The following is an 18925-nucleotide window of genomic DNA, read 5'->3' on the forward strand; positions in this document are numbered from 1 at the left end:
CGACGATGACGAAGACGGCCGCACGGCGAGACGCCCCCGCGATCGCCGTACGCCACATTCCGGCGCCGCCCCCGGTAGGGGGCCGGGGGCGGCGCCGCCTCCTCGACCAACTCCACGCCTACGGATTCCTCCTCGGCGGCCTCGTCTGCTTCGCCCTGTTCTCCTGGTACCCGGCGATCCGCGCCGTCGTGATCGCCTTCCAGAAGTACACCCCGGGCGCACCGCCCGAGTGGGTCGGCACCGCCAACTTCACCCGGGTCTGGCACGACCCGGAGTTCGCGGCGGCCTGGCGCAACACGCTCACCTTCACGCTGCTGGCCCTGCTCATCGGCTTCGCGGTCCCCTTCGTGCTCGCCCTGGTCCTCAACGAACTGCGGCACGCCAAGGCGTTCTTCCGGGTCGTGGTCTATCTGCCGGTGATGATCCCGCCGGTGGTCAGCGCCCTGCTGTGGAAGTGGTTCTACGACCCGGGGGCCGGCCTCGCCAACGAGGCGCTGCGCTTCCTGCACCTGCCCACCTCGAACTGGTCCAACGGCGCCGACACCGCCCTGATCTCCCTGGTGATCGTGGCGACCTGGGCGAACATGGGCGGCACCGTCCTGATCTACCTCGCCGCCCTCCAGTCCATCCCCGGCGAGCTGTACGAGGCGGCCGAACTGGACGGCGCGAGCCTCCTCCAGCGCGTGCGGCACGTGACGATCCCGCAGACCAGGTTCGTCATCCTGATGCTGATGCTCCTCCAGATCATCGCCACCATGCAGGTGTTCACGGAACCGTTCGTCATCACGGGCGGCGGCCCGGAGAACGCCACGGTCACCGTCCTGTACCTGATCTACAAGTACGCCTTCCTCTACAACGACTTCGGCGGGGCGTGCGCGCTCAGCGTGATGCTCCTGGTGCTGCTCGGCGCCTTCTCCGCCGTCTACCTGCGGTTCACCCGCTCCGAGGGGGACGCATGAGCACCCGGACCCTGGTCTCCCCTGCGGTGCTGGCCCGTCCGCGCGGCAAGGCGGTCTACTGGACCGTGTTCACCGGCGTCGTCCTGCTGTTCGCGCTTGCCTTCCTCTTCCCGGTCTACTGGATGGTGACCGGCGCGATGAAGTCGCCGGACGAGGTGGCGCAGACCCCGCCCACCCTGATCCCGAAGGCGTGGCACACCGGCGGCTTCACCGACGCCTGGGATCTCATGCAGTTGCCGCAGCACCTGTGGAACACGGTGGTCCAGGCCGCCGGCGCCTGGGTGTTCCAGCTGGTGTTCTGCACGGCCGCCGCCTACGCGCTGTCCAAGCTGAGACCCGCCTTCGGCAAGGTGGTGCTCGGCGGCATCCTGGCCACCCTGATGGTCCCGGCCCAGGCCATGGTCGTACCGAAGTACCTGACGGTCGCCGATCTGCCGCTGATCCACACGAGCCTGCTCAACGACCCCCTGGCGATCTGGCTGCCGGCCGTCGCCAACGCCTTCAACCTCTACCTCCTCAAGCGGTTCTTCGACCAGCTCCCGCGCGACGTACTGGAGGCCGCCGAGATCGACGGCGCCGGAAAGCTGCGCGTCCTGTGGTCGATCGTGCTGCCCATGTCCCGGCCGGTCCTCGGCGTGGTCTCGATCTTCGCGCTGGTCGCCGTGTGGCAGGACTTCCTGTGGCCGCTGATGGTCTTCTCCGACACCGACAAGCAGCCCATCAGTGTGGCCCTGGTCCAGTTGTCGCAGAACATCCAGTTGACCGTGCTGGTCGCCGCCATGGTGATCGCCAGCATCCCGATGGTGGCCCTGTTCCTCGTCTTCCAGCGGCACATCATCGCCGGAATCAGCGCGGGCAGCACCAAGGGCTGACACGGCCTCCCCTCGACAGAAAGGCACGCACAGTGGGACAGCCCACCCATGCCCACAACCGGACCGACTGGTGGCGCTCCGCCGTCATCTACCAGGTCTACGTGCGCAGTTTCGCGGACGGCGACGGGGACGGCACCGGGGACCTCGCGGGAGTCCGCGCCAAGCTCCCGTACCTCGCCGAACTCGGCGTGGACGCACTGTGGTTCACGCCGTGGTACGTGTCGCCGCTCAAGGACGGCGGCTACGACGTCGCCGACTACCGGGCCATCCATCCGGCCTTCGGCACCCTCGCCGAGGCGGAGAAGCTGATCTCGGAGGCCCAGGAACTGGGCATCCGCACCATCGTCGACGTCGTACCGAACCACGTCTCCGACCAGCACCCGTGGTTCACCGCAGCGCTCGCCGCGCCCCCGGGCAGCCCCGAGCGCGACCTCTTCCACTTCCGGCCCGGACGCGGCGAGCACGGCGAACTGCCGCCCAACGACTGGCCGTCCCAGTTCGTCGGCTCCACCGAACCGGTGTGGACCCGCCTCCCGGACGGCGACTGGTACCTGCACCTGTTCACCCCCGAGCAGCCCGACCTCAACTGGGCCCACCCGGCGATCCGCCAGGAGCACGAGGACATCCTGCGCTTCTGGTTCGAGCGGGGAGTGGCGGGCGTCCGCATCGACTCCGCCGCCCTGCTCGCCAAGGATCCCGCGCTGCCGGACTTCGTTGCGGGCCGGGACCCCAACCCGTTCGTCGACCGCGACGAACTCCACGACATCTACCGCTCCTGGCGATCCGTGGCCGACGACTACGACGGCGTCTTCGTCGGCGAGGTGTGGCTGCCCGACCCCGAGCGCTTCGCCCGCTACCTCCGCCCCGACGAACTGCACACGGCCTTCAACTTCTCCTTCCTGTCCTGCCCGTGGGACGCGGCGCGGCTGCGCGACTCGATCGACACGACCCTCGCCGAGCACGCCCCGGTGGGCGCCCCCGCCACCTGGGTGCTGTGCAACCATGACGTGACCCGTACGGCCACCCGCTACGGCCGTACGGACACCGGCTTCGACTTCGCCGCCAAGACCTTCGGCACCCCGGCCGACCTCGCCCTCGGCACCCGGCGCGCGCGGGCCGCCGCGCTGCTGTCGCTGGCCCTGCCGGGCGCCGTCTACGTCTACCAGGGCGAGGAACTCGGCCTGCCCGAGGCCGACATCCCGCTCGACCGCATCGAGGACCCCATGTACTTCCGCTCCGGCGGCACCGACCCGGGCCGCGACGGCTGCCGGGTACCGCTGCCGTGGACGGCCGAGGCACCGTACGCGGGCTTCGGGTCCCGCGAGGAGCCGTGGCTGCCGCAGCCGGCCGGCTGGACACAGTACGCGGCCGACCGGCAGCAGCGGGATCCCGCCTCGATGCTCGCCCTCTACCGCGCGGCGATCCGGCTGCGCCCCGCCTTCGGGGACGCCCCGCTCGGCTGGCTGCCCGCCCCCGACGGAGTGCTCGCCTTCACCCGTGCGCCGGGCACCATCTGTGTGGTGAACCTCGGCGAGGCCCCCGCCGACCTGCCCGCGCACAGCGAACTCCTGCTCACCAGCGGCCCCCTGGACGAGACGGGCCGGCTGCCGCAGGACACGGCGGCCTGGCTGCGCGCCTGAGCCGCCGCCCCACCCCCGCACCCGGTGGCTCGGCCCCGCGGCCGAGCCGCCACCGCACCTCCGCTATCCCCGCACCCCACGAAGGGATCAGCACATGCACAGCAGCACCCGCAAGGCTGTCAGGCGCATGCCGGCAATCGGCGCGGCCGTCGCCCTGGCCGCCGGCATGCTCGTCACGCTCGCGCCGTCCGCACACGCGGCAGCCGGCGCCACCCTGCCCTTCACCTCCGTCGAGGCCGAGTCGGCGACCACCACCGGCACGAAGATCGGCCCCGACTACACCCAGGGCACCCTCGCGTCCGAGGCGTCCGGACGGCAGGCCGTACGGATCACCTCGGGCCAACGCGTCGAGTTCACCGCGCCGCGCGCGGCCAACGCCGTGAACGTCTCCTACAACGTCCCCGACGGCCAGTCCGGCACGCTCGACGTGTACGTCAACGGGCAGAAACTGGCGAAGACCCTCACGGTCACCTCCAAGTACTCCTACGTCGACACCGGCTGGATCGCGGGCGCCAAGACCCACCACTTCTTCGACAACGCCCGCCTGCTGCTCGGCCAGAACGTGCAGGCCGGCGACAAGATCGCTTTCCAGTCCACCGGCACCCAGGTCACCGTGGACGTCGCCGACTTCGAGCAGGTGGCCGCGGCGGCCGGCCAGCCCGCCGGATCCGTCTCCGTCACCTCCAAGGGCGCCGACCCCAGCGGCAACGGCGACTCCACCCAGGCGTTCCGGGACGCCATCGCCGCCGCCCAGGGCGGTGTGGTGTGGATCCCGCCGGGCGACTACAAACTGACGTCCTCGCTCAGCGGCGTGCAGAACGTGACCCTCCAGGGCGCCGGCAACTGGTACTCCGTCGTCCACACCTCCCGCTTCATCGACCAGTCCAGCTCCGCGGGCAACGTCCACATCAAGGACTTCGCGGTCCTCGGCGAGGTCACCGAACGCGTCGACTCCAGCCCCGACAACTTCGTCAACGGATCGCTCGGACCGAACAGCTCGGTGTCGGGCATGTGGATCCAGCACGTCAAGGTCGGCCTGTGGCTGATGGGCAACAACGACAACCTGGTCGTCGAGAACAACCGCATCCTCGACACCACCGCCGACGGCCTCAACCTCAACGGCAACGCCAAGGGCGTCCGGGTCCGGAACAACTTCCTGCGCAACCAGGGCGACGACTCCCTGGCCATGTGGTCCCTGTACGCGGCCGACACCGACAGCAGCTTCGAGAACAACACCATCTCGCAGCCCAACCTCGCCAACGGCATCGCCGTCTACGGCGGTACGAACATCGCCGTGAAGAACAACCTGATCTCCGACACCAACGCCCTCGGCAGCGGCATCGCGATCTCCAACCAGAAGTTCGCCGACCCCTTCTCCCCCCTGGCCGGCACCATCACCGTCGACGGCAACACCCTCGTGCGCACCGGCGCCCTGAACCCCAACTGGAACCACCCCATGGGCGCGCTGCGCGTCGACGCCTACGACAGCGCCATCAACGCGACCGTCAACATCACCAACACCACCATCACCGACAGCCCCTACAGCGCCTTCGAGTTCGTCTCCGGCAGCGGGCAGGGCTACGCGGTCAGGAACGTCACCGTGGACGGTGCGACGGTGCGCGGCACCGGGACCGTCGTGGTGCAGGCGGAGGTGCAGGGCGCCGCCACCCTCCGCAACGTCACCGCCTCCGCGGTCGGCGCCGCCGGCATCTACAACTGCCCCTACCCCTCGGGTACCTTCGCCCTCACGGACGGCAGCGGCAACTCCGGCTGGAACACCACCTGGTCCGACTGCTCGGCCTGGCCGCAGCCCGGCCAGGGCAACCCCGGCCCCGACCCGACCACCAACCTGGCGAAGGGCCGTCCCGCCAGTGCCACCGGCTCCGTGGACGTCTACACGCCGGGCAAGGCGGTCGACGGTGACGCGAACAGCTACTGGGAGTCCACCAACAACGCCTTCCCGCAGTCCCTGACGGTCGACCTCGGCTCCGCCCAGGCGGTGCGCCGCGTGGCCCTGAGGCTGCCGCCCTCCACGGCCTGGGGCGCGCGCACCCAGACCGTCACGGTGCTCGGCAGCACCGACGGCCAGACCTACTCCACCGTGGCCGGCGCGCAGGGCTACCGGTTCGACCCGGCCACCGGGAACACGGCCACCGTCGCCCTGCCGAGCGGCACCAGCCTGCGCTATCTGCGGCTGACCGTCACCGCCAACACCGGCTGGCCCGCAGGCCAGTTCAGCGAGGTGGAGGCGTACCTCACACCGTGATCCCGGACGGTGCCCCGCGCTTCCCGGCGGGATCCGCCGCGGATCCACCGGATCCGCGCCACGGACCCGGCAGCCGGCCAAGCGCGGGGCGGGCACGTGCGGCGCCCCGCGCCGCACGGCCCGGCCCCGGGTCCCGCCGCTCCTCAGCAGGGCTGGCGCCACACCCCGAGATCCAGCTTCTTGCGCATGGACGACAGCCTCAGCTCACGTGACTCGGCGCAGAACGCGCCGGTCGGCTCGGCGTACTCGACGTGGAAGACCGCCTTGCCGGCCGCGATGAACGGCCGCAGCTCGCCGCACTCGTCGTACTGCGCGCACTCCTCGTTGACCGCGAAGTCGAACTGCCCGACGAGCCGCGGGATCTGCGGGAGGTCGTTCTTCAGCCCCACCGCCAGCCCGCGTGCGTGCGCGATCTCGGCGATCATGCGGTTGTAGGCGAGCTGGTCGTCCGCGGTCAGCGGGAATCCCGTCTTGTCGGCGTACCCCTCCACCAGGTCGGGCTCCACGGCGTCGAACCCCTTGGCGCGGCACATGTCCATACGGCGTTCCATGACCGGCCGCAGCACGTCCAGGCGCCGGACGTCCAGCCAGCGCTCGCCCGCCCACCCGTTGGCGGCACCGAGCACGGACTTCGGGAAGGCGTCCTTGTCCGGGCGGAAGTCCTCCCACGCGCCGACGTTGACGTAGCAGATGACCTTCCGGCCGGCGCGGTGCAACCGGGCCACGTCCGCCGCGGAGTTCTCGAAGCCGTCGATGTCGTAGACGGGGACGTCGACGGACGGGTCGGCCCTGCCGTCGAGCTGCCACTGCCAGGCCAGACCGGGGCGCGGCTGCCAGCGCTGCTCGCCGTCCGGCGCCGACGGGTGCGAGGGCCGGGTGCCCGGGGAGGCCGACCGCGCGGTCCCGGACGGCGTGGGCCGCCCGCTCGCGGCCGGGCCGTCCGCAGTGCTCGCGGCGGGGCCGCCCCCGGTGGGTTCCGCCGGTCCGCCGGCCCGCCCCCCGCCGTCCGGGCCCGAACACGCGGTCAGTGCCAGGGCCGTCACCAGCCCGCACACCCACGCGGCACGTCTCATCGCTTCGCCTCCGTCAGTGCGGGCGTCAACTGCGCCCAGGGATTGGGGAGTTCACCGGTCACGGGTCCGGCGACGGCCGCGCCCCGGTCACCCGCGGTGCGGACGGCGAGGGGCACCAGCGCCTCGGGCACCCCGTACACGAGATGGCAGAACCGCTCCGGCGGGTGCCGTGCCGTCCACGTGGGTCTGCTGAACGCCGACACGTAGGCCGACCAGTGGCCCTCGAAGGTGACGACGAGGTCGGCGAGCCGGGCGTACCCCGGTGCCGGGTGGACGCCGGGATTGAGGACCACCGGCGCGGCACCGAGCCTGCGCACCGACCGCACGAGGCGCCGGCAGGCGGGCAACTCGTCCGGCGCGGCGGTCACCTGGTCGAGGAAGCAGCCGTCGGTGCCGTACCACTCGCGGTAGCGGACGACGTCGTCCGTCACCGCGGCCGGGTCGCGGGTGCCGTAGTCGGTGTCGACATAGCCGAGCAGCCGGGCACCGGCCGTCCGCAGCGCCCCGGCCGCCGCGGTGAAGGCGGGGTCGGGTCTCGGGCCGGGGCCGCCCGCCGGATTGAGCACCACCGCATAGGTGTCGGCGGCCGCCCCGATCAAGCGGTGCCAGGCACCGGGGTCCTCGGCCGGGTGGACGTACAGCGGAACGAGCAGGTTCACGGGATCCGGTCGCCTTCCCGCGGCGCCGCGGCGCTCCACAGCGCGGCGAGGGAGTCGTCGAGGGTGTACGACGGCCGCCAGCCGAGCGCCTCCGCGGCGGCCGCGATGTCGGAGCACTGCCACGAGACCTGCGCCGACCGGGCGGAATCGGCTCCGTGTTCCTCGATCCGCCCCCGGAACCCGGCGACCCGGGCCAGCGTACGCACCAGGTCCCGCACCGCGACGGCCCGTCCGCCGCCGATGTTCAGGACGGCCGGCAGCGGCCCCGGGGCCGACACCGCGAGCGCCGCCGCCCGTGCCACGTCACGCGCGTCGACGAAGTCGCGGTACGCCGACAGGTCGCCGAGCCGGAGCACCGCCCCGGGGTCCTGCCCGGCCTCCCGCAGCAGACCGGCGACCCGGCCGGGCAGCCCGGCCGCCGGGGCGCCGGCCCCCACCGGGTTGCCCACCCGCAGCACCACCGCGTCGAGCCCCGACGTGGTGACCGCGACCGTGCCGGCGAGCTTGGTGGCGCCGTACACGGACAGCGGACGTGTGGGCGCCGACTCGGTCGCCGGGAGGTCCGGGACGCCCGGACCGTACTCGGCGGCCGAACCGAGATGCACCAGCCGGGCCGTCGGCGCGGCCTTGCGCAGCGCCGCGCAGAGCACCGCGGGGCCACGGGAGTTGACCTCGGTGAGGGTCACCGCGTCACCGCCGGTCGCGCCCGCGCAGTTGACCACCGCGTCGGGCGCGGCGTCGGCCAGGATCCGGGCCAGCTCGTCCGCGCGGGCGGTGGCGAGGTCGATGCCGGACTCCGCGGCGGGGGAGCGGCCGCCGCCGAGCACCCGCACGCCCGCGAGGGCGCGCAGGTGACCGGCGACATGGCCGCCCAGATAGCCGGTGAAGCCCAGGACGAGAATGCGCATCGGGTGGTCAGGCTCCCTTGAGCAGCAGCGACTTGCGGGTGGTGAACTCGGCGTTGGCCCGGTCGTAGTCGTCCGGGCGGCCGATGTCCAGCCAGTATCCGTCGAACTCGTAGGCGTGCGGCGGGTTCTGCGTCCCGAGCAGGTCGATGACCAGCTCGTCGAAGCCCAGCGGCAGCCCGGGGGTGTAGCCGTCGAGCGTCGTCCGGGAGAGCCCGTACACGCCCATGGAGACGCGGTAGTCCATGCTCGGCTTCTCGGTGAAGGCGACGACGCGCCGGTCGTCGGTGGTCAGCACCCCGAAGTCGATGTGCACCTTGCGGGCGTACGTGGCGATGGTCAGCGGCGCCCCGGAGCCGCGGTGCGTGCGCAGCACCTCCCCGAAGTCGAGGTCGGTGAGGACGTCGCCGTTCATGACGAGGAACGTCTCGGGCAGCCGCTCGCGCATGGTGAGCAGCGGGCCCATGGTGCCGAGCGGGCTGGCCTCGGTGGCGTAGTCGACGGTCATGCCCCACTGTCTGCCGTCGCCCACATAGGCGCGGATGATCTCGCCCAGATGACCGATGGCTATGGTGCAGCTGGTGAAACCCGCCGTCGCGAGCTGGCGCAGCACGATCTCCAGAATGGCGTGCTGGTCGCCGATGGGCACGAGCGGCTTGGGCAGCGCGGTGGTGTAGGGCCGCAGCCGGACGCCCTTGCCTCCCGCCAGGATCACTGCGTGCATGGGACTCCTCCTTGGTGTCCGTGGTGTCCGTGGTGTCCTTCGAGTCCTTCGTGGACGTGCGGCGGGTCAGATGTTGTAGATGCCGGTCTTGTAGCGGGCGAGGTTCACCGGGTCGCGGAAGAACTCCACGGTGTGCGCGAGGCCCTCCTCCAGGGAGTGCGCGGGCCGCCAGCCGGTCGCCGCGGTGAGCCGGCTCGCGTCGCAGACCAGCCGCATCACCTCGGAGGCCGCGGGCCGGATGCGCGCGCTGTCCTCGCGCACGTCGAGGTCGGTGTCCATCACCTTGCCGATCAGCGTGACGAGGTCGCCGACCGAGATCTCCCCGCCGGTACCCGCGTTGAAGGTGCGGCCCACGACCTGCCCGGCGGGCGCGCCGCCGACCGCGAGGAACGCCTGCGCGGTGTCCTTGACGTAGCTGAAGTCCCGGGTGGGGCGCAGGTCCCCGAGGGTGATGGTGCGTTCGCCCGCGGCCACCTGGCCGATGACGGTGGGGATGACGGCCCGCATCGACTGGCGCGGGCCGAAGGTGTTGAAGGGCCGCAGCGTCACCACGGGCGTGCCGAAGCTCGCGTAGTAGCTGTCGGCCAGCCGGTCGCCGCCCGCCTTCGAAGCCGCGTACGGGGACTGGGTGTTGATCGGGTGGTCCTCGGTGATCGGCACCGTCTGCGCGGTCCCGTAGGTCTCGCTGGTGGAGGTGTGCACCAGCCGGGGCGTACCCAGGGCGCGCACCGCCTCCAGCACGTTGAGGGTACCGGTGACATTGGTGTCCACGTAGCTGTGCGGAGCGCGGTAGGAGTACGGGATCGCGATGAGCGCGGCCAAGTGGTAGGCGCAGTCGGCGCCTTCGAGGAGGTCCCGGACGGAGCCGGGGTCCCGGACGTCACCGAGGACGATCTCCACGTGGTCGAGGACGTCCTGGGGCAGCGTCTCCAGCCAGCCGTAGGAGGAGAAGGAGTTGTACTGCGCCATGGCCCTCACCCGGTGCCCGGAGGCGACCAGCGCCTGAGTCAGGTGCGAGCCGATGAAGCCCTCGGCCCCGGTGACGGCGGCGAGCGGTGCGGTGGTCAACTGGTGCTTCCTTCCGGTCATTTGTGCATCCTTGTGGGGGGTTGGGTGGTGCGTCGTCCGGTCCGGGCGCGGCTCTCTCGCCGCCCGCGGGCCGGACGGTCACGCGTGCGGGGCGGGCCGTCCCAGCAGGCGCAGCGCGCCCGCCGTGAGACACAGGGCGGCGACGCCGCAACACAGCGACAGCGCGTCGGTGCCCGACGGCGGCCCGAGGCGGGTGAGCGCGGCGGCCGCCGCGGCGGCCGTGAGGCACACCCCGGCCGGCAGCCACGCCACGCCGAACGCCTGGAGCAGCAGGGCCGCCCACAGGGCCGCCGCGAGCAGCAGCAGCGGCGCCGGGGCCGAGCCGGTGAGCAGCGCCGCCGGGAGGAGGGGCAGCAGGTAGGCGCTCAGGCACAGGGCGAGGACGCCCGCCGACCGGAGCCGGAAGGCGGCCGGGGTGCCGGTCCGCCGCAGCGCCGCCACGGACAGTCCGCGGTACCGGTACAGCAGCCACTCGGCCGGCCCCATGCTGACGGTCAGCACGATCACCGCGTACGGCTGCTCCCGGCCGGTGAGCAGCACCAGCGTCCCGGCGGCCAGACCGAACAGGCCGTAGGGCAGCGAACTCAGCAACGCGGGCCGGGCGGCTCCCGCGACCCGGGGGCCGGCCAGGGCGGCGCGCAGGGTCCAGCCCGCCGCGGCCACGGTGCCCAGCAGCGCCAGCAGCGGCAGCCCGGCCCGCAGCAGGGGGCCCGGCTCCCACCACGGGAGCACCGCGGCACCCGCGATCACCGGCGTCAGCGCGGCCAGCAGCAGCCGTTCCCCGCCCAGCACCAGCAGTACACCGGCCGCCGCGAGATACACCGACTGCGCCCCGGCGGCCGGCACGGCGGCACCGGAACCGGCGACGGGCCACGCCGTCGCCGTCGCCACCAGGGCACCCACCGGAGCCCCCTTGAGCAGGGTGCGGCCCGCCTCCCGGCGCCCCGTGCTCATCCGCAGGAAGGCCCGGTGGCCGAGCGCCTGGCCCCACGCCCAGGAGACGAGCCCGGCCACGACCAGGACCAGGACGGTCCGTTCGGCGTGCCACAGCGGCGCGACGAGCAGATAGGCGAGCCCCGGCAGGGCGAACAGAGCGCCGCGCAGGGCGCACCGCACGTGGTCCGGGCGCCACGGGTCGGCCGGCGGCGGGGGTTCCGGGAAGGTGCGCGGCACCCGCTCGTACAGGGCGGCGGCGAGGGAGAAGATGTCCGGGTGGCCGTACCGCTCCTTGATCACCTCGGCGGTCAGCCCCTCCGACTCCAGGAGCGCGGCGACCTCGTAGGGGTGGACCGCCGGGCCGATGCCGTCGGCCAGTTCGGCGGCGAGCGCGTCGACCGCGGCGTGGTCCGCGCCCCAGCGCGGCCGGCGCAGGGCCGGCGTGCGGTCGTGGCGGACCCGTCTGCGGGACAGGGGGGTCTCGGACAGCCGCAGCGACAGGGTGTCCTGCTCCCCGCCGTCCGGTTCGAGGGCCATCGGTCCGCTCATCCGGCCAGGCTCCCTGTCCTCGCGGCCGCCGGACGGTCCGCCGGGGCGGGCGTCGGACGGGCGTCCGGTGTCCACATCCGGCCGAGCGCCGACAGCTCCAGATAGATGGAGCGGAAGGTGTCGACGGTCTGGCGCAGGGTGAACTGCTCGACCACCCGGAGCCGGGCCGCCTCGCCCATCCGGCGCCGGCGCTCCGGATCGGCCAGCAGGTCCAGCGCGGCGGCGGCCATCCGCGCCGGGTCGCGCGGCGGCACGACCAGGCCGGTGTCCCCGACGGCCTCGCGCACTCCGCCGACGTCCGTGGAGACGGTCGCCCGCCCGCACGACATGGCCTCGATCAGGGTGAACGGGAAGCCCTCGCTGATGCTGGAGAGCATCACGACGTTCCCGGCGGCGTAGGCGTCCTTGATGTCGTCGACCCGGCCCTCGAAGCTGACCGCGTCGCCGTGCCCCAGCTCCGCTGCCAGCGCCCGGCACCGCTCCCGGTAGCTCTCCCCGCCCCGCGGCGTCCCGCCGAACAGGCGCAGCGCGGCGTCCGGGAGCCGGCCGCGGACCAGGGCGAACGCGCGGATGAGGGTCTCCAGGTCCTTGATCGGGTCGACCCGCCCGGCCCAGCTGAGGGTGGGCCGCTCCGGCTCCGGACCGGCCGGCGGGAAGGCGGCCGGGTCGACGCCGTTGTACACGGTGCGGATCGACTCGGGCGCGGCGCCGCCCTGTTCCTCCCACAGCCGGTTGTACCGGTTGCCCGGGGTGATCAGCGCCGCACGGCGGTAGGTCTCCTCGGCGAGCAGCCGGAAGAACCCGAGGACGACGGCCTTCACGGGCCAGCGGTAGCGGGCGGTGCGGTAGCCGAGGTAGCGCTCGCGCAGATAGACGCCGTGCTCGGTCAGCAGCAGCGGCACGCCGTGCTGTTCGAGCGCGGTGAGGCCCGGCAGCACCGCGACGCCGCCGCTGACCGCGTGGGCGACCCCGGTCCGGGGCGGCGCTGTGGCCAGGGGTCGCAGGGCGTGCTCCAGCAGGGCGGTGGCGGTGATCGCGTCGTGCAGGGTGGGGCGGGCCTCCCGCACGGCCAGGCCGGGGCGGTTCCACACCGCGGTGAGGACCCCGATCGCGAGGTCGCCGCGGAGGAAGGGACTGAGCGTGCCGTTCGTCGCGGCCCGTGCCATCGCGTAGAGGGCGGCGGCGAAGCCGTCCTCGGCACCGGGGTCGAGCAGAGCCGTCAGGAACTGCTCGTAGGCGGTGGTGAGCTGGTTGCGCGCGCGGCCCCGGGGCGGGCGGCCCTCGGGCGCGGGACCCCACATGGGGACGGAGACCACGCGCGTGACCTGGCGCGGGACGTCCCACACGACGGGTTCACGTCCGGTGCCGGTGACGGCGAGGACCTCGAAGTCGAGATCGGGCATGCCGGTGACGAGCTGGTCGCACCAGACGCTCACCCCGCCGTGACTGTGCGGGTAGGTACCTTCGGTGAGCAGGGTGACACGCGTCGAGCCGGAGCGGCGCGCGCCGTGCTGAACGTGCATGGATGGCTCCACGGCCGAGGTGGGTGACGGTCGTAGCGGGCCCGGCCGCGCAGGGTGCGGCCGGGCCCGTGGTGCGGGCCGGACTCAGTCCTCAGGGACGTACGGCACCTGCTCGGCCGCACCGGCCGGCACCGTGGTCGGGGGAGCGGTGGAGGCGGTCGCGGAGTCCGCCGGGTGGGCGGTCGCGGCCGGGGCGGCGGCGGAGGAGGGAAGGGACAGCGCGAACGGCTGTCCCGCCGCGGTGGTCCAGCCGGAGACCTCGCCCGCGTACGCGGAGCCGAACGCGCTGCCGCCCCGCGTGGCGCCGGTCGGCAGGGTCGCGGGCACGGCCACGCCGTCGGGGGCCTGGACGGTGACCGTGTCGCCGATGCGGTACGCGGTCACCTGGCCGGCGTCGAGCGCCGCGTCCCAGGTCGCGCGCCGCTGCATCTCGGTGCCGAGGTCCTTCATCCGCAGGTTCACCACGGGGGTGTTGTCGGCGAACAGCGCGTGGTAGCTGTCGAGGACGCCGTCGAGGACGGGGTAGGCGATACGGTCCTCGGTCAGGTTCGACTGGTGGATGAAGTGCGGCCTGGGGTCGTTGGAGAGCACGTGCCCGAGGGCGGTCCTGGTCTCCAGCGGGACGATGTGGTCGGCGTAGCCGGTGGCGGTGTCCAGCGGCGCGGTCAGGCAGGTGGAGGTCGCCGGGTTGTCCTCGCAGATGCCGCTGCCGCCCTGGGCGCGGCTGGTGTAGATCCAGTTGTACTCGTCGACCTGCTCGGTGGCGCGGCCCGCGTTGTAGAAGACGTTCATCGGGTAGCGGGAGACGGTGGTCGCGGGGCCGACCTGACGTTGCACGGGGTCACGGGAGTTGTCGGAAGCGAGCCACTTCACGCCGTTGTCCGTCAGCGCGGGCGCCAGGTTGGGGTTGTCCACCGGCTGCTGCGGCAGGATCCGCAGGCCCGAGTGCTCGCCGGTCACCAACTCCTCGTTGTCCAGCGGAAGTCCGACCGACTCGCCCCAGGCGCGGTTGTTCGCTATCTCGTCGGAGATCTCCGTCCGGCTGACCCACTGGGTGCTGCCGCCGGCGCTGGTGGCGCACTTCCACGGCACCACGCTGACGTCCTGGACGCACCCGAGGAACGGGTGCGTGTAGGTGTGGTTGACCCAGCGGAAGCTGTCGCGGTTCGCGACGAACGCGTCGGCGAGGGCGTCGACGCCGCCGTTGTCCTCGCGCTGGTTCACACTGCCGGAGCCGTTGAACACCATGTCCAGGGTGAAGCCCTGCCGCCGCTGCCAGTCGACGGCGTGCTGGACGTCGGCCGCGGTCATCCGGATCGGGTTCTCCGTGCCCTGCCCCGGCGGGCAGTCGATGTCGCCCGGCGTGCAGTTGAGGTTGCTGTCCCAGCGGTCGTCGGCCGCGAACACGTCGTCCACGTGCACCGCGAAGTAGTTGCGGGAGGCGCCGAGGTGCACCCCGCCGGTCATCCACTCCACGATGCCGCGCGCCAGCAGCCGGAACTGCTGCTGGTACTGGTTGTACACGAACGTGACGACCAGTTCGCGCCGTCCGTCGTGCCGGTACTCGCCGACCAGCGACCCCCTCGTCGACCTGCCCGGGATCGCCGCGTCGACGTACGTGGTGAAGTCCGCGCCCGCCGCCGGCTGCGCCAGATAGGCGTAACTCTCGCCCACGGTGGGGGAGTTGTCCTCGAACGGCACGGCGCCGTCCAGGTACCCGAACGGCCCGGCCGCGCCGGCGGCGGTCACCTGTGCGGTGGCACCGTCCACACTGCCGGAGTAGCCGGGTACGTTCAGACCCACCTGGGTACGCGCGTAGGTGTAGGCGTCGACCTGCGGGATCGCATACGTCTGCTCGTACGCGGCGAGCGCCGCCATCTCGCTGGAACCGGTGGCGAACGGGTTGTCGTTGGGCAGGACGACGGCCTGGAACCTGGCCCGCGGACGGCCGTCCACCGTGTCCGCCAGGAATCCCGCGTCGATCACGGGTCTCGCGGGGTCGTGGAGGTCGATCTCGGTGTACGGCGTTCCGGCGTTGTCGAGTTCGGCCGCGATGGCGTCGGTGGACGGTCCCCCGTCGCTCACGACGAGGACCCGCAGGTCGACGCGGGGTGTGTCCGCGTCGGCGCGGGCCGTGGTGGCCGGCAGGGCGAATAAGGCGATGAGGGCGCTTGCGGTCAGCGCCGTGGTGCGTATATTCCGCTTCATGCGGTGGTGTCCCCTCCCCGGGCAGGGGTGATCCTGGCTCACGCCCGGAGCGGACGCACCCCCCGCGCGCGACGCCGCGCCCCCCTCAGACGCCAGTCGTCACGCGTTCGTCGCATCATATGGTGATGGTCGTGTGTAGCTTTTGTGGTCATGTTGCGAAACGTGACGGAAAAGTGAGGAGTCCAACAGGGTCCCCGGCTCCGGCGACGGCCATGTGGACGGCCGCGACCGGGCGGGGTCCATGGCCACTCGAAGGCTCCGTGCGCAGGTCGGGGGTCGATCGCCGGTCGGACCGCGAGGTGCCCGCCGGTTTCGGAACCGGCGTTTCCGGGCGGCGTACGTCTTTTCGCGCTCGTCCGGATTTGGCTCACCCGGTGCCCCGGAACGCGAGAGCGGCCGGCCCGCGGGGGGCCGGCCGCCGGGAGACGGACCGTCAGGCGCAGAGCACCCGGGTCTCGGGTGTGTAGGTCGGGCCGCCGCTGAGGTTCGTGCTGTCGCTGAACTCGATGTAGGAGTACGAGTAGAAGCCGATGTTGCCGTTGCAGCCGGAGTCGGCCGCGACCTCCAGGGTCAGGGTGACGGTGCGGCTCTGGCCGGGCGGGATGGTGGCGCCGTAGTTGGTGCCGAGGTTGGCGGGCCCGGTGCCGGAACACGGGACGGCACCGTCGGCGGTGGCCAGACTGCAACCGGTGAAGCTGTACTTGAGGTCGGGGCGCTGGGTCGTCAGCCACGTCGGGTCGATCGTCTGGTACACGAACCAGATGTCGTAGGTGTGGTTGTTGGTGAGGGTCATCGACAGGTTCACCTTGCCGCCGGGGGTCGTGGTGGCGGTGTCGGTGGCGAAGGTGAGGTCCGCCTGCGCGGCCGGGGCGGCGCTCGCGCTGGGTGTCAGGCCGAACAGGGCGAGGGTGAGGGCGAGGACGGCGGTGAGGCCGAGGCGCCTCAGCAGTGTGGATCGCATGGCCCGGGAGGCTAGGCAGACGGCGCCCGCCGCGTCTGCCCCGTCGGGCGCCCCGGGAACACCGGTCGGCTGAAAGTGTACGTATTGTGAAGATGGTGTGAGCGAGTCGCCACATGGTGTCCCGGTCGGCATCCCCGCACGACAACGCGGGTGCGCGGGGGCCCGCCGGCCGGCCGCGCCGTGCCGCGCGACGCGGCGGGGCGGCCGGACACGATTGGCGAATGCCCGCCGTCGCCCCGCCGGACGACGCGCGTCCCGCACACCCCGCGTACGGACATCTTTCACACGGATGCCACCGGGCCCTTCCCTGATGTTTGGTGCGCTTGGAACACTCGCTGGGCGCATATGTCGTCCCGTTCCGGCCATCCGTACCTCAGGATGAAAGGCTGTCTCTCCATGCCCGAAGTCAATCGGCGCCGATTCCTCCAACTCGCGGGCGCCACCACGGCCTTCACCGCGCTGTCCAGCAGCATCGAGCGTGCCGCCGCGCTGCCCGCGAACCACCGGACGGGCTCGGTCGAGGACGTGGAGCACATCGTCGTCCTCATGCAGGAGAACCGATCCTTCGACCACTACTTCGGCACGCTCAAGGGCGTCCGCGGCTTCGGTGACCCGCGCCCGGCGGCTCGACCTGACGGCAAGCCGGTCTGGTACCAGTCGGACGGCAAGAAGGACCTCCTGCCCTTCCACCCCGACGCCGACGACCTGGGACTCGCCTTCATCCAGGACCTGCCGCACGGCTGGAACGACACGCACGCCGCCTTCGACGGCGGCAAGTACGACAAGTGGGTCCCCGCCAAGGGCGCCACGACCATGGCGTACCTGACCCGGGACGACATCCCCTTCCACTACGCGCTCGCGGACACCTTCACCATCTGCGACGCCTACCACTGCTCGTTCATGGGCTCCACCGACCCGAACCGCTACTACCTGTGGACGGGGTACACGGGCAACGACGGCCAGGGCGGCGGCCCCGTCCTCGGCAACGACGAGGCGGGCTACTCCTGGACGACGTACCCCGAGCGGCTGGAGCGGGCGGGCGTCTCCTGGAAGATCTACCAGGACGTCGGCGACGGCCTCGACGCGGGCGGCTCCTGGGGCTGGATATCCGATGCCTACCGCGGCAACTACGGCGACAACTCGCTCCTCTACTTCAAGCAGTACCAGAACGCGAAGCCCGGCGACCCGCTGTACGACAAGGCCCGTACCGGCACCGACGCCCGCACCGGCGAGGGCTTCTTCGACCAGCTGACGGCCGACGTCAAGAGCGGCAAGCTGCCGCAGATCTCCTGGATCGTCGCCCCCGAGGCGTTCACCGAGCACCCCAACTGGCCCGCGAACTACGGCGCCTGGTACGTCTCCCAGGTCCTCGACGCGCTCACCTCGAACCCCGAGGTGTGGTCGAAGACCGCCCTGTTCGTCACCTACGACGAGAACGACGGCTTCTTCGACCACCTGGTCCCGCCGTTCCCGCCGTCCTCGGCCGCGCAGGGCAAGTCGACGGTCGACGCGAGCCTCGACCTGCTCAAGGGCAGGAGCGGCTACGCCGACGGCGCCTACGGGCTGGGCCAGCGGGTGCCGATGCTGGTCGTCTCCCCGTGGAGCAAGGGCGGCTTCGTCTGCTCCGAGACGCTCGACCACACCTCGATCATCCGGTTCATGGAGCGCCGCTTCGGAGTGCACGAGCCGAACATCTCGCCGTGGCGGCGCGCGGTCTGCGGCGACCTGACCTCCGCGTTCGACTTCAGCCACCAGGACACCCGGCCGGTCGCGCTCCCCGCCACCGACGGCTACCGGCCGCCCGACAAGAACCGGCACCCCGACTACGTGCCGACCCCGCCCGCAAACCCCGCCCTGCCCCGGCAGGAGCGCGGCGTGCGGCCCGCCCGCCCGCTCGCCTACGTCCCGCTGGTGGACGGTTCGGCCGACCCGGCGGCCGGTACGTTCACGCTCACCTTCGCCTCCGGCGCGAAGGCCGGCGCCGCCTTCCTCGTCACCTCGGGCAGCCGCGCCGACGGGCCCTGGACCTACACCACCGAGGCGGGCAAGTCCGTCGCCGACACCTGGAACTCGGCGTACTCGAACGGCTCGTACGACCTGACCGTGCACGGCCCGAACGGCTTCCTGCGCGTCTTCAAGGGCCCCGGCCGGACGGCCGGACCGGAGGTCACCGCGCGGCACACCGGCGAGAACGTCCAGCTCACCTTCACCAACAAGGGCTCAGGCACGGTACGGCTGAAGGTCGTCGACGGGTACGGCGGCAAGCCGGTGACGGTGCCGGTGCGCGCCGGGGCCACCGTCCGGCACACCGTGGACCTCGACAAGAGCCGGCACTGGTACGACCTGACCGTGACGTCCGAGGCCGACCCCGGCTTCCTGCGCGGGTTCGCCGGGCACGTCGAGAACGGGCGTGCCGGGGTCAGCGACCCGGCGATCGCCACGGTCTGAGGCCCGCCCCGGCCCCGACCCTCCGCCCTCCGCCCGCACCCGGTGGGGCGTCGGGACGGCGGGCGGTCGCACGGCCCGACGACAACGGCGGCCGGTGGGCGCGGAGGGGTTCC

At 72.3% G+C, this 18925-nt stretch carries 14 protein-coding genes; 5 read left to right on the plus strand and 9 right to left on the minus strand.

Annotation, left to right across the window (positions count from 1 at the left end; genetic code table 11):
- Positions 1-5 precede the first annotated feature (5 nt).
- The 4 genes from ACFC09_RS41520 to ACFC09_RS41535 all read left to right on the plus strand — a co-directional run bounded on the left by ACFC09_RS41520 (position 6) and on the right by ACFC09_RS41535 (position 5737).
- Entirely contained in the window at positions 6-959 is a 954-nt protein-coding gene (locus tag ACFC09_RS41520) for a carbohydrate ABC transporter permease (RefSeq protein WP_376537555.1), read from the plus strand.
- Positions 956-1831, plus strand: coding sequence for a carbohydrate ABC transporter permease (locus ACFC09_RS41525; RefSeq protein ID WP_376537557.1), 876 nt, complete (start codon positions 956-958; stop codon positions 1829-1831). The genes ACFC09_RS41520 and ACFC09_RS41525 overlap by 4 nt, the downstream gene beginning before the upstream one ends.
- A 32-nt stretch (positions 1832-1863) precedes the next feature.
- Positions 1864-3471, plus strand: a complete 1608-nt coding sequence (locus tag ACFC09_RS41530) for a glycoside hydrolase family 13 protein (RefSeq protein WP_376537559.1) — start codon at positions 1864-1866, stop codon at positions 3469-3471.
- Positions 3472-3565: 94 nt separating this feature from the next.
- Positions 3566-5737 carry a discoidin domain-containing protein gene (locus ACFC09_RS41535; RefSeq protein WP_376537561.1) on the plus strand — a complete coding sequence of 724 codons (2172 nt, stop codon included), beginning with the start codon at positions 3566-3568 and terminating at the stop codon, positions 5735-5737.
- Positions 5738-5880: 143 nt separating this feature from the next.
- Here ACFC09_RS41535 and ACFC09_RS41540 read toward each other — a convergent pair whose 3' ends face one another.
- The 9 genes from ACFC09_RS41540 to ACFC09_RS41580 all read right to left on the minus strand — a co-directional run bounded on the left by ACFC09_RS41540 (position 5881) and on the right by ACFC09_RS41580 (position 16364).
- The gene (locus ACFC09_RS41540; protein WP_376537563.1) at positions 5881-6810 is read right to left on the minus strand and encodes an endo alpha-1,4 polygalactosaminidase; all 930 of its coding nucleotides are present in this window, start codon (positions 6808-6810) and stop codon (positions 5881-5883) included.
- Positions 6807-7469 (minus strand): spherulation-specific family 4 protein, encoded by a 663-nt coding sequence (locus ACFC09_RS41545; RefSeq protein WP_376537565.1) that lies wholly within the window; start codon positions 7467-7469, stop codon positions 6807-6809. The genes ACFC09_RS41540 and ACFC09_RS41545 overlap by 4 nt, the downstream gene beginning before the upstream one ends.
- A complete protein-coding gene (locus tag ACFC09_RS41550; RefSeq protein WP_376537567.1) occupies positions 7466-8377 on the minus strand; it encodes an NAD-dependent epimerase/dehydratase family protein in 912 nt (303 codons plus the stop codon). Before ACFC09_RS41550 ends, ACFC09_RS41545 begins: the two co-directional genes overlap by 4 nt.
- 7 nt (positions 8378-8384) lie before the next feature.
- The gene (locus ACFC09_RS41555; RefSeq protein WP_376537569.1) at positions 8385-9098 is read right to left on the minus strand and encodes an NDP-sugar synthase; all 714 of its coding nucleotides are present in this window, start codon (positions 9096-9098) and stop codon (positions 8385-8387) included.
- A gap of 66 nt (positions 9099-9164) precedes the next feature.
- Positions 9165-10166 carry a GDP-mannose 4,6-dehydratase gene (locus ACFC09_RS41560; RefSeq protein ID WP_376537581.1) on the minus strand — a complete coding sequence of 334 codons (1002 nt, stop codon included), beginning with the start codon at positions 10164-10166 and terminating at the stop codon, positions 9165-9167.
- A 99-nt stretch (positions 10167-10265) separates the two neighbouring features.
- On the minus strand, positions 10266-11672 hold the full coding sequence (locus ACFC09_RS41565) for a hypothetical protein (protein ID WP_376537571.1): 1407 nt from the start codon (positions 11670-11672) through the stop codon (positions 10266-10268).
- Entirely contained in the window at positions 11669-13195 is a 1527-nt protein-coding gene (gene pelF, locus ACFC09_RS41570) for a GT4 family glycosyltransferase PelF (protein ID WP_376537573.1), read from the minus strand. Before pelF ends, ACFC09_RS41565 begins: the two co-directional genes overlap by 4 nt.
- A gap of 84 nt (positions 13196-13279) precedes the next feature.
- On the minus strand, positions 13280-15403 hold the full coding sequence (locus tag ACFC09_RS41575; RefSeq protein WP_376537575.1) for a hypothetical protein: 2124 nt from the start codon (positions 15401-15403) through the stop codon (positions 13280-13282).
- 433 nt (positions 15404-15836) lie between these two features.
- Positions 15837-16364: a hypothetical protein gene (locus ACFC09_RS41580; RefSeq protein ID WP_376537577.1), complete on the minus strand. Its 528-nt coding sequence runs from the start codon at positions 16362-16364 to the stop codon at positions 15837-15839.
- Between the two features lie 396 nt (positions 16365-16760).
- Between ACFC09_RS41580 and ACFC09_RS41585 the strand changes: the two genes are divergently transcribed.
- Positions 16761-18812: a phosphocholine-specific phospholipase C gene (locus ACFC09_RS41585; protein WP_376537579.1), complete on the plus strand. Its 2052-nt coding sequence runs from the start codon at positions 16761-16763 to the stop codon at positions 18810-18812.
- Positions 18813-18925 lie beyond the last annotated feature (113 nt).

Origin of the sequence: Streptomyces sp. NPDC056161 (genome assembly GCF_042268025.1) — a bacterium.
Taxonomy (GTDB): Bacteria; Actinomycetota; Actinomycetes; order Streptomycetales; family Streptomycetaceae; genus Streptomyces.

Coding starts and splice junctions, on each gene's coding strand:
- ACFC09_RS41520 (WP_376537555.1), top strand. CDS start 6: ATGACGAAGACGGCCGCACGGCGAGACGCCCCCGCGATCGCCGTACGC.
- ACFC09_RS41525 (WP_376537557.1), top strand. CDS start 956: ATGAGCACCCGGACCCTGGTCTCCCCTGCGGTGCTGGCCCGTCCGCGC.
- ACFC09_RS41535 (WP_376537561.1), top strand. CDS start 3,566: ATGCACAGCAGCACCCGCAAGGCTGTCAGGCGCATGCCGGCAATCGGC.
- ACFC09_RS41540 (WP_376537563.1), bottom strand. CDS start 6,810: ATGAGACGTGCCGCGTGGGTGTGCGGGCTGGTGACGGCCCTGGCACTG.
- ACFC09_RS41550 (WP_376537567.1), bottom strand. CDS start 8,377: ATGCGCATTCTCGTCCTGGGCTTCACCGGCTATCTGGGCGGCCATGTC.
- ACFC09_RS41555 (WP_376537569.1), bottom strand. CDS start 9,098: ATGCACGCAGTGATCCTGGCGGGAGGCAAGGGCGTCCGGCTGCGGCCC.
- ACFC09_RS41565 (WP_376537571.1), bottom strand. CDS start 11,672: ATGAGCGGACCGATGGCCCTCGAACCGGACGGCGGGGAGCAGGACACC.
- pelF (WP_376537573.1), bottom strand. CDS start 13,195: ATGCACGTTCAGCACGGCGCGCGCCGCTCCGGCTCGACGCGTGTCACC.
- ACFC09_RS41575 (WP_376537575.1), bottom strand. CDS start 15,403: ATGAAGCGGAATATACGCACCACGGCGCTGACCGCAAGCGCCCTCATC.
- ACFC09_RS41580 (WP_376537577.1), bottom strand. CDS start 16,364: ATGCGATCCACACTGCTGAGGCGCCTCGGCCTCACCGCCGTCCTCGCC.
- ACFC09_RS41585 (WP_376537579.1), top strand. CDS start 16,761: ATGCCCGAAGTCAATCGGCGCCGATTCCTCCAACTCGCGGGCGCCACC.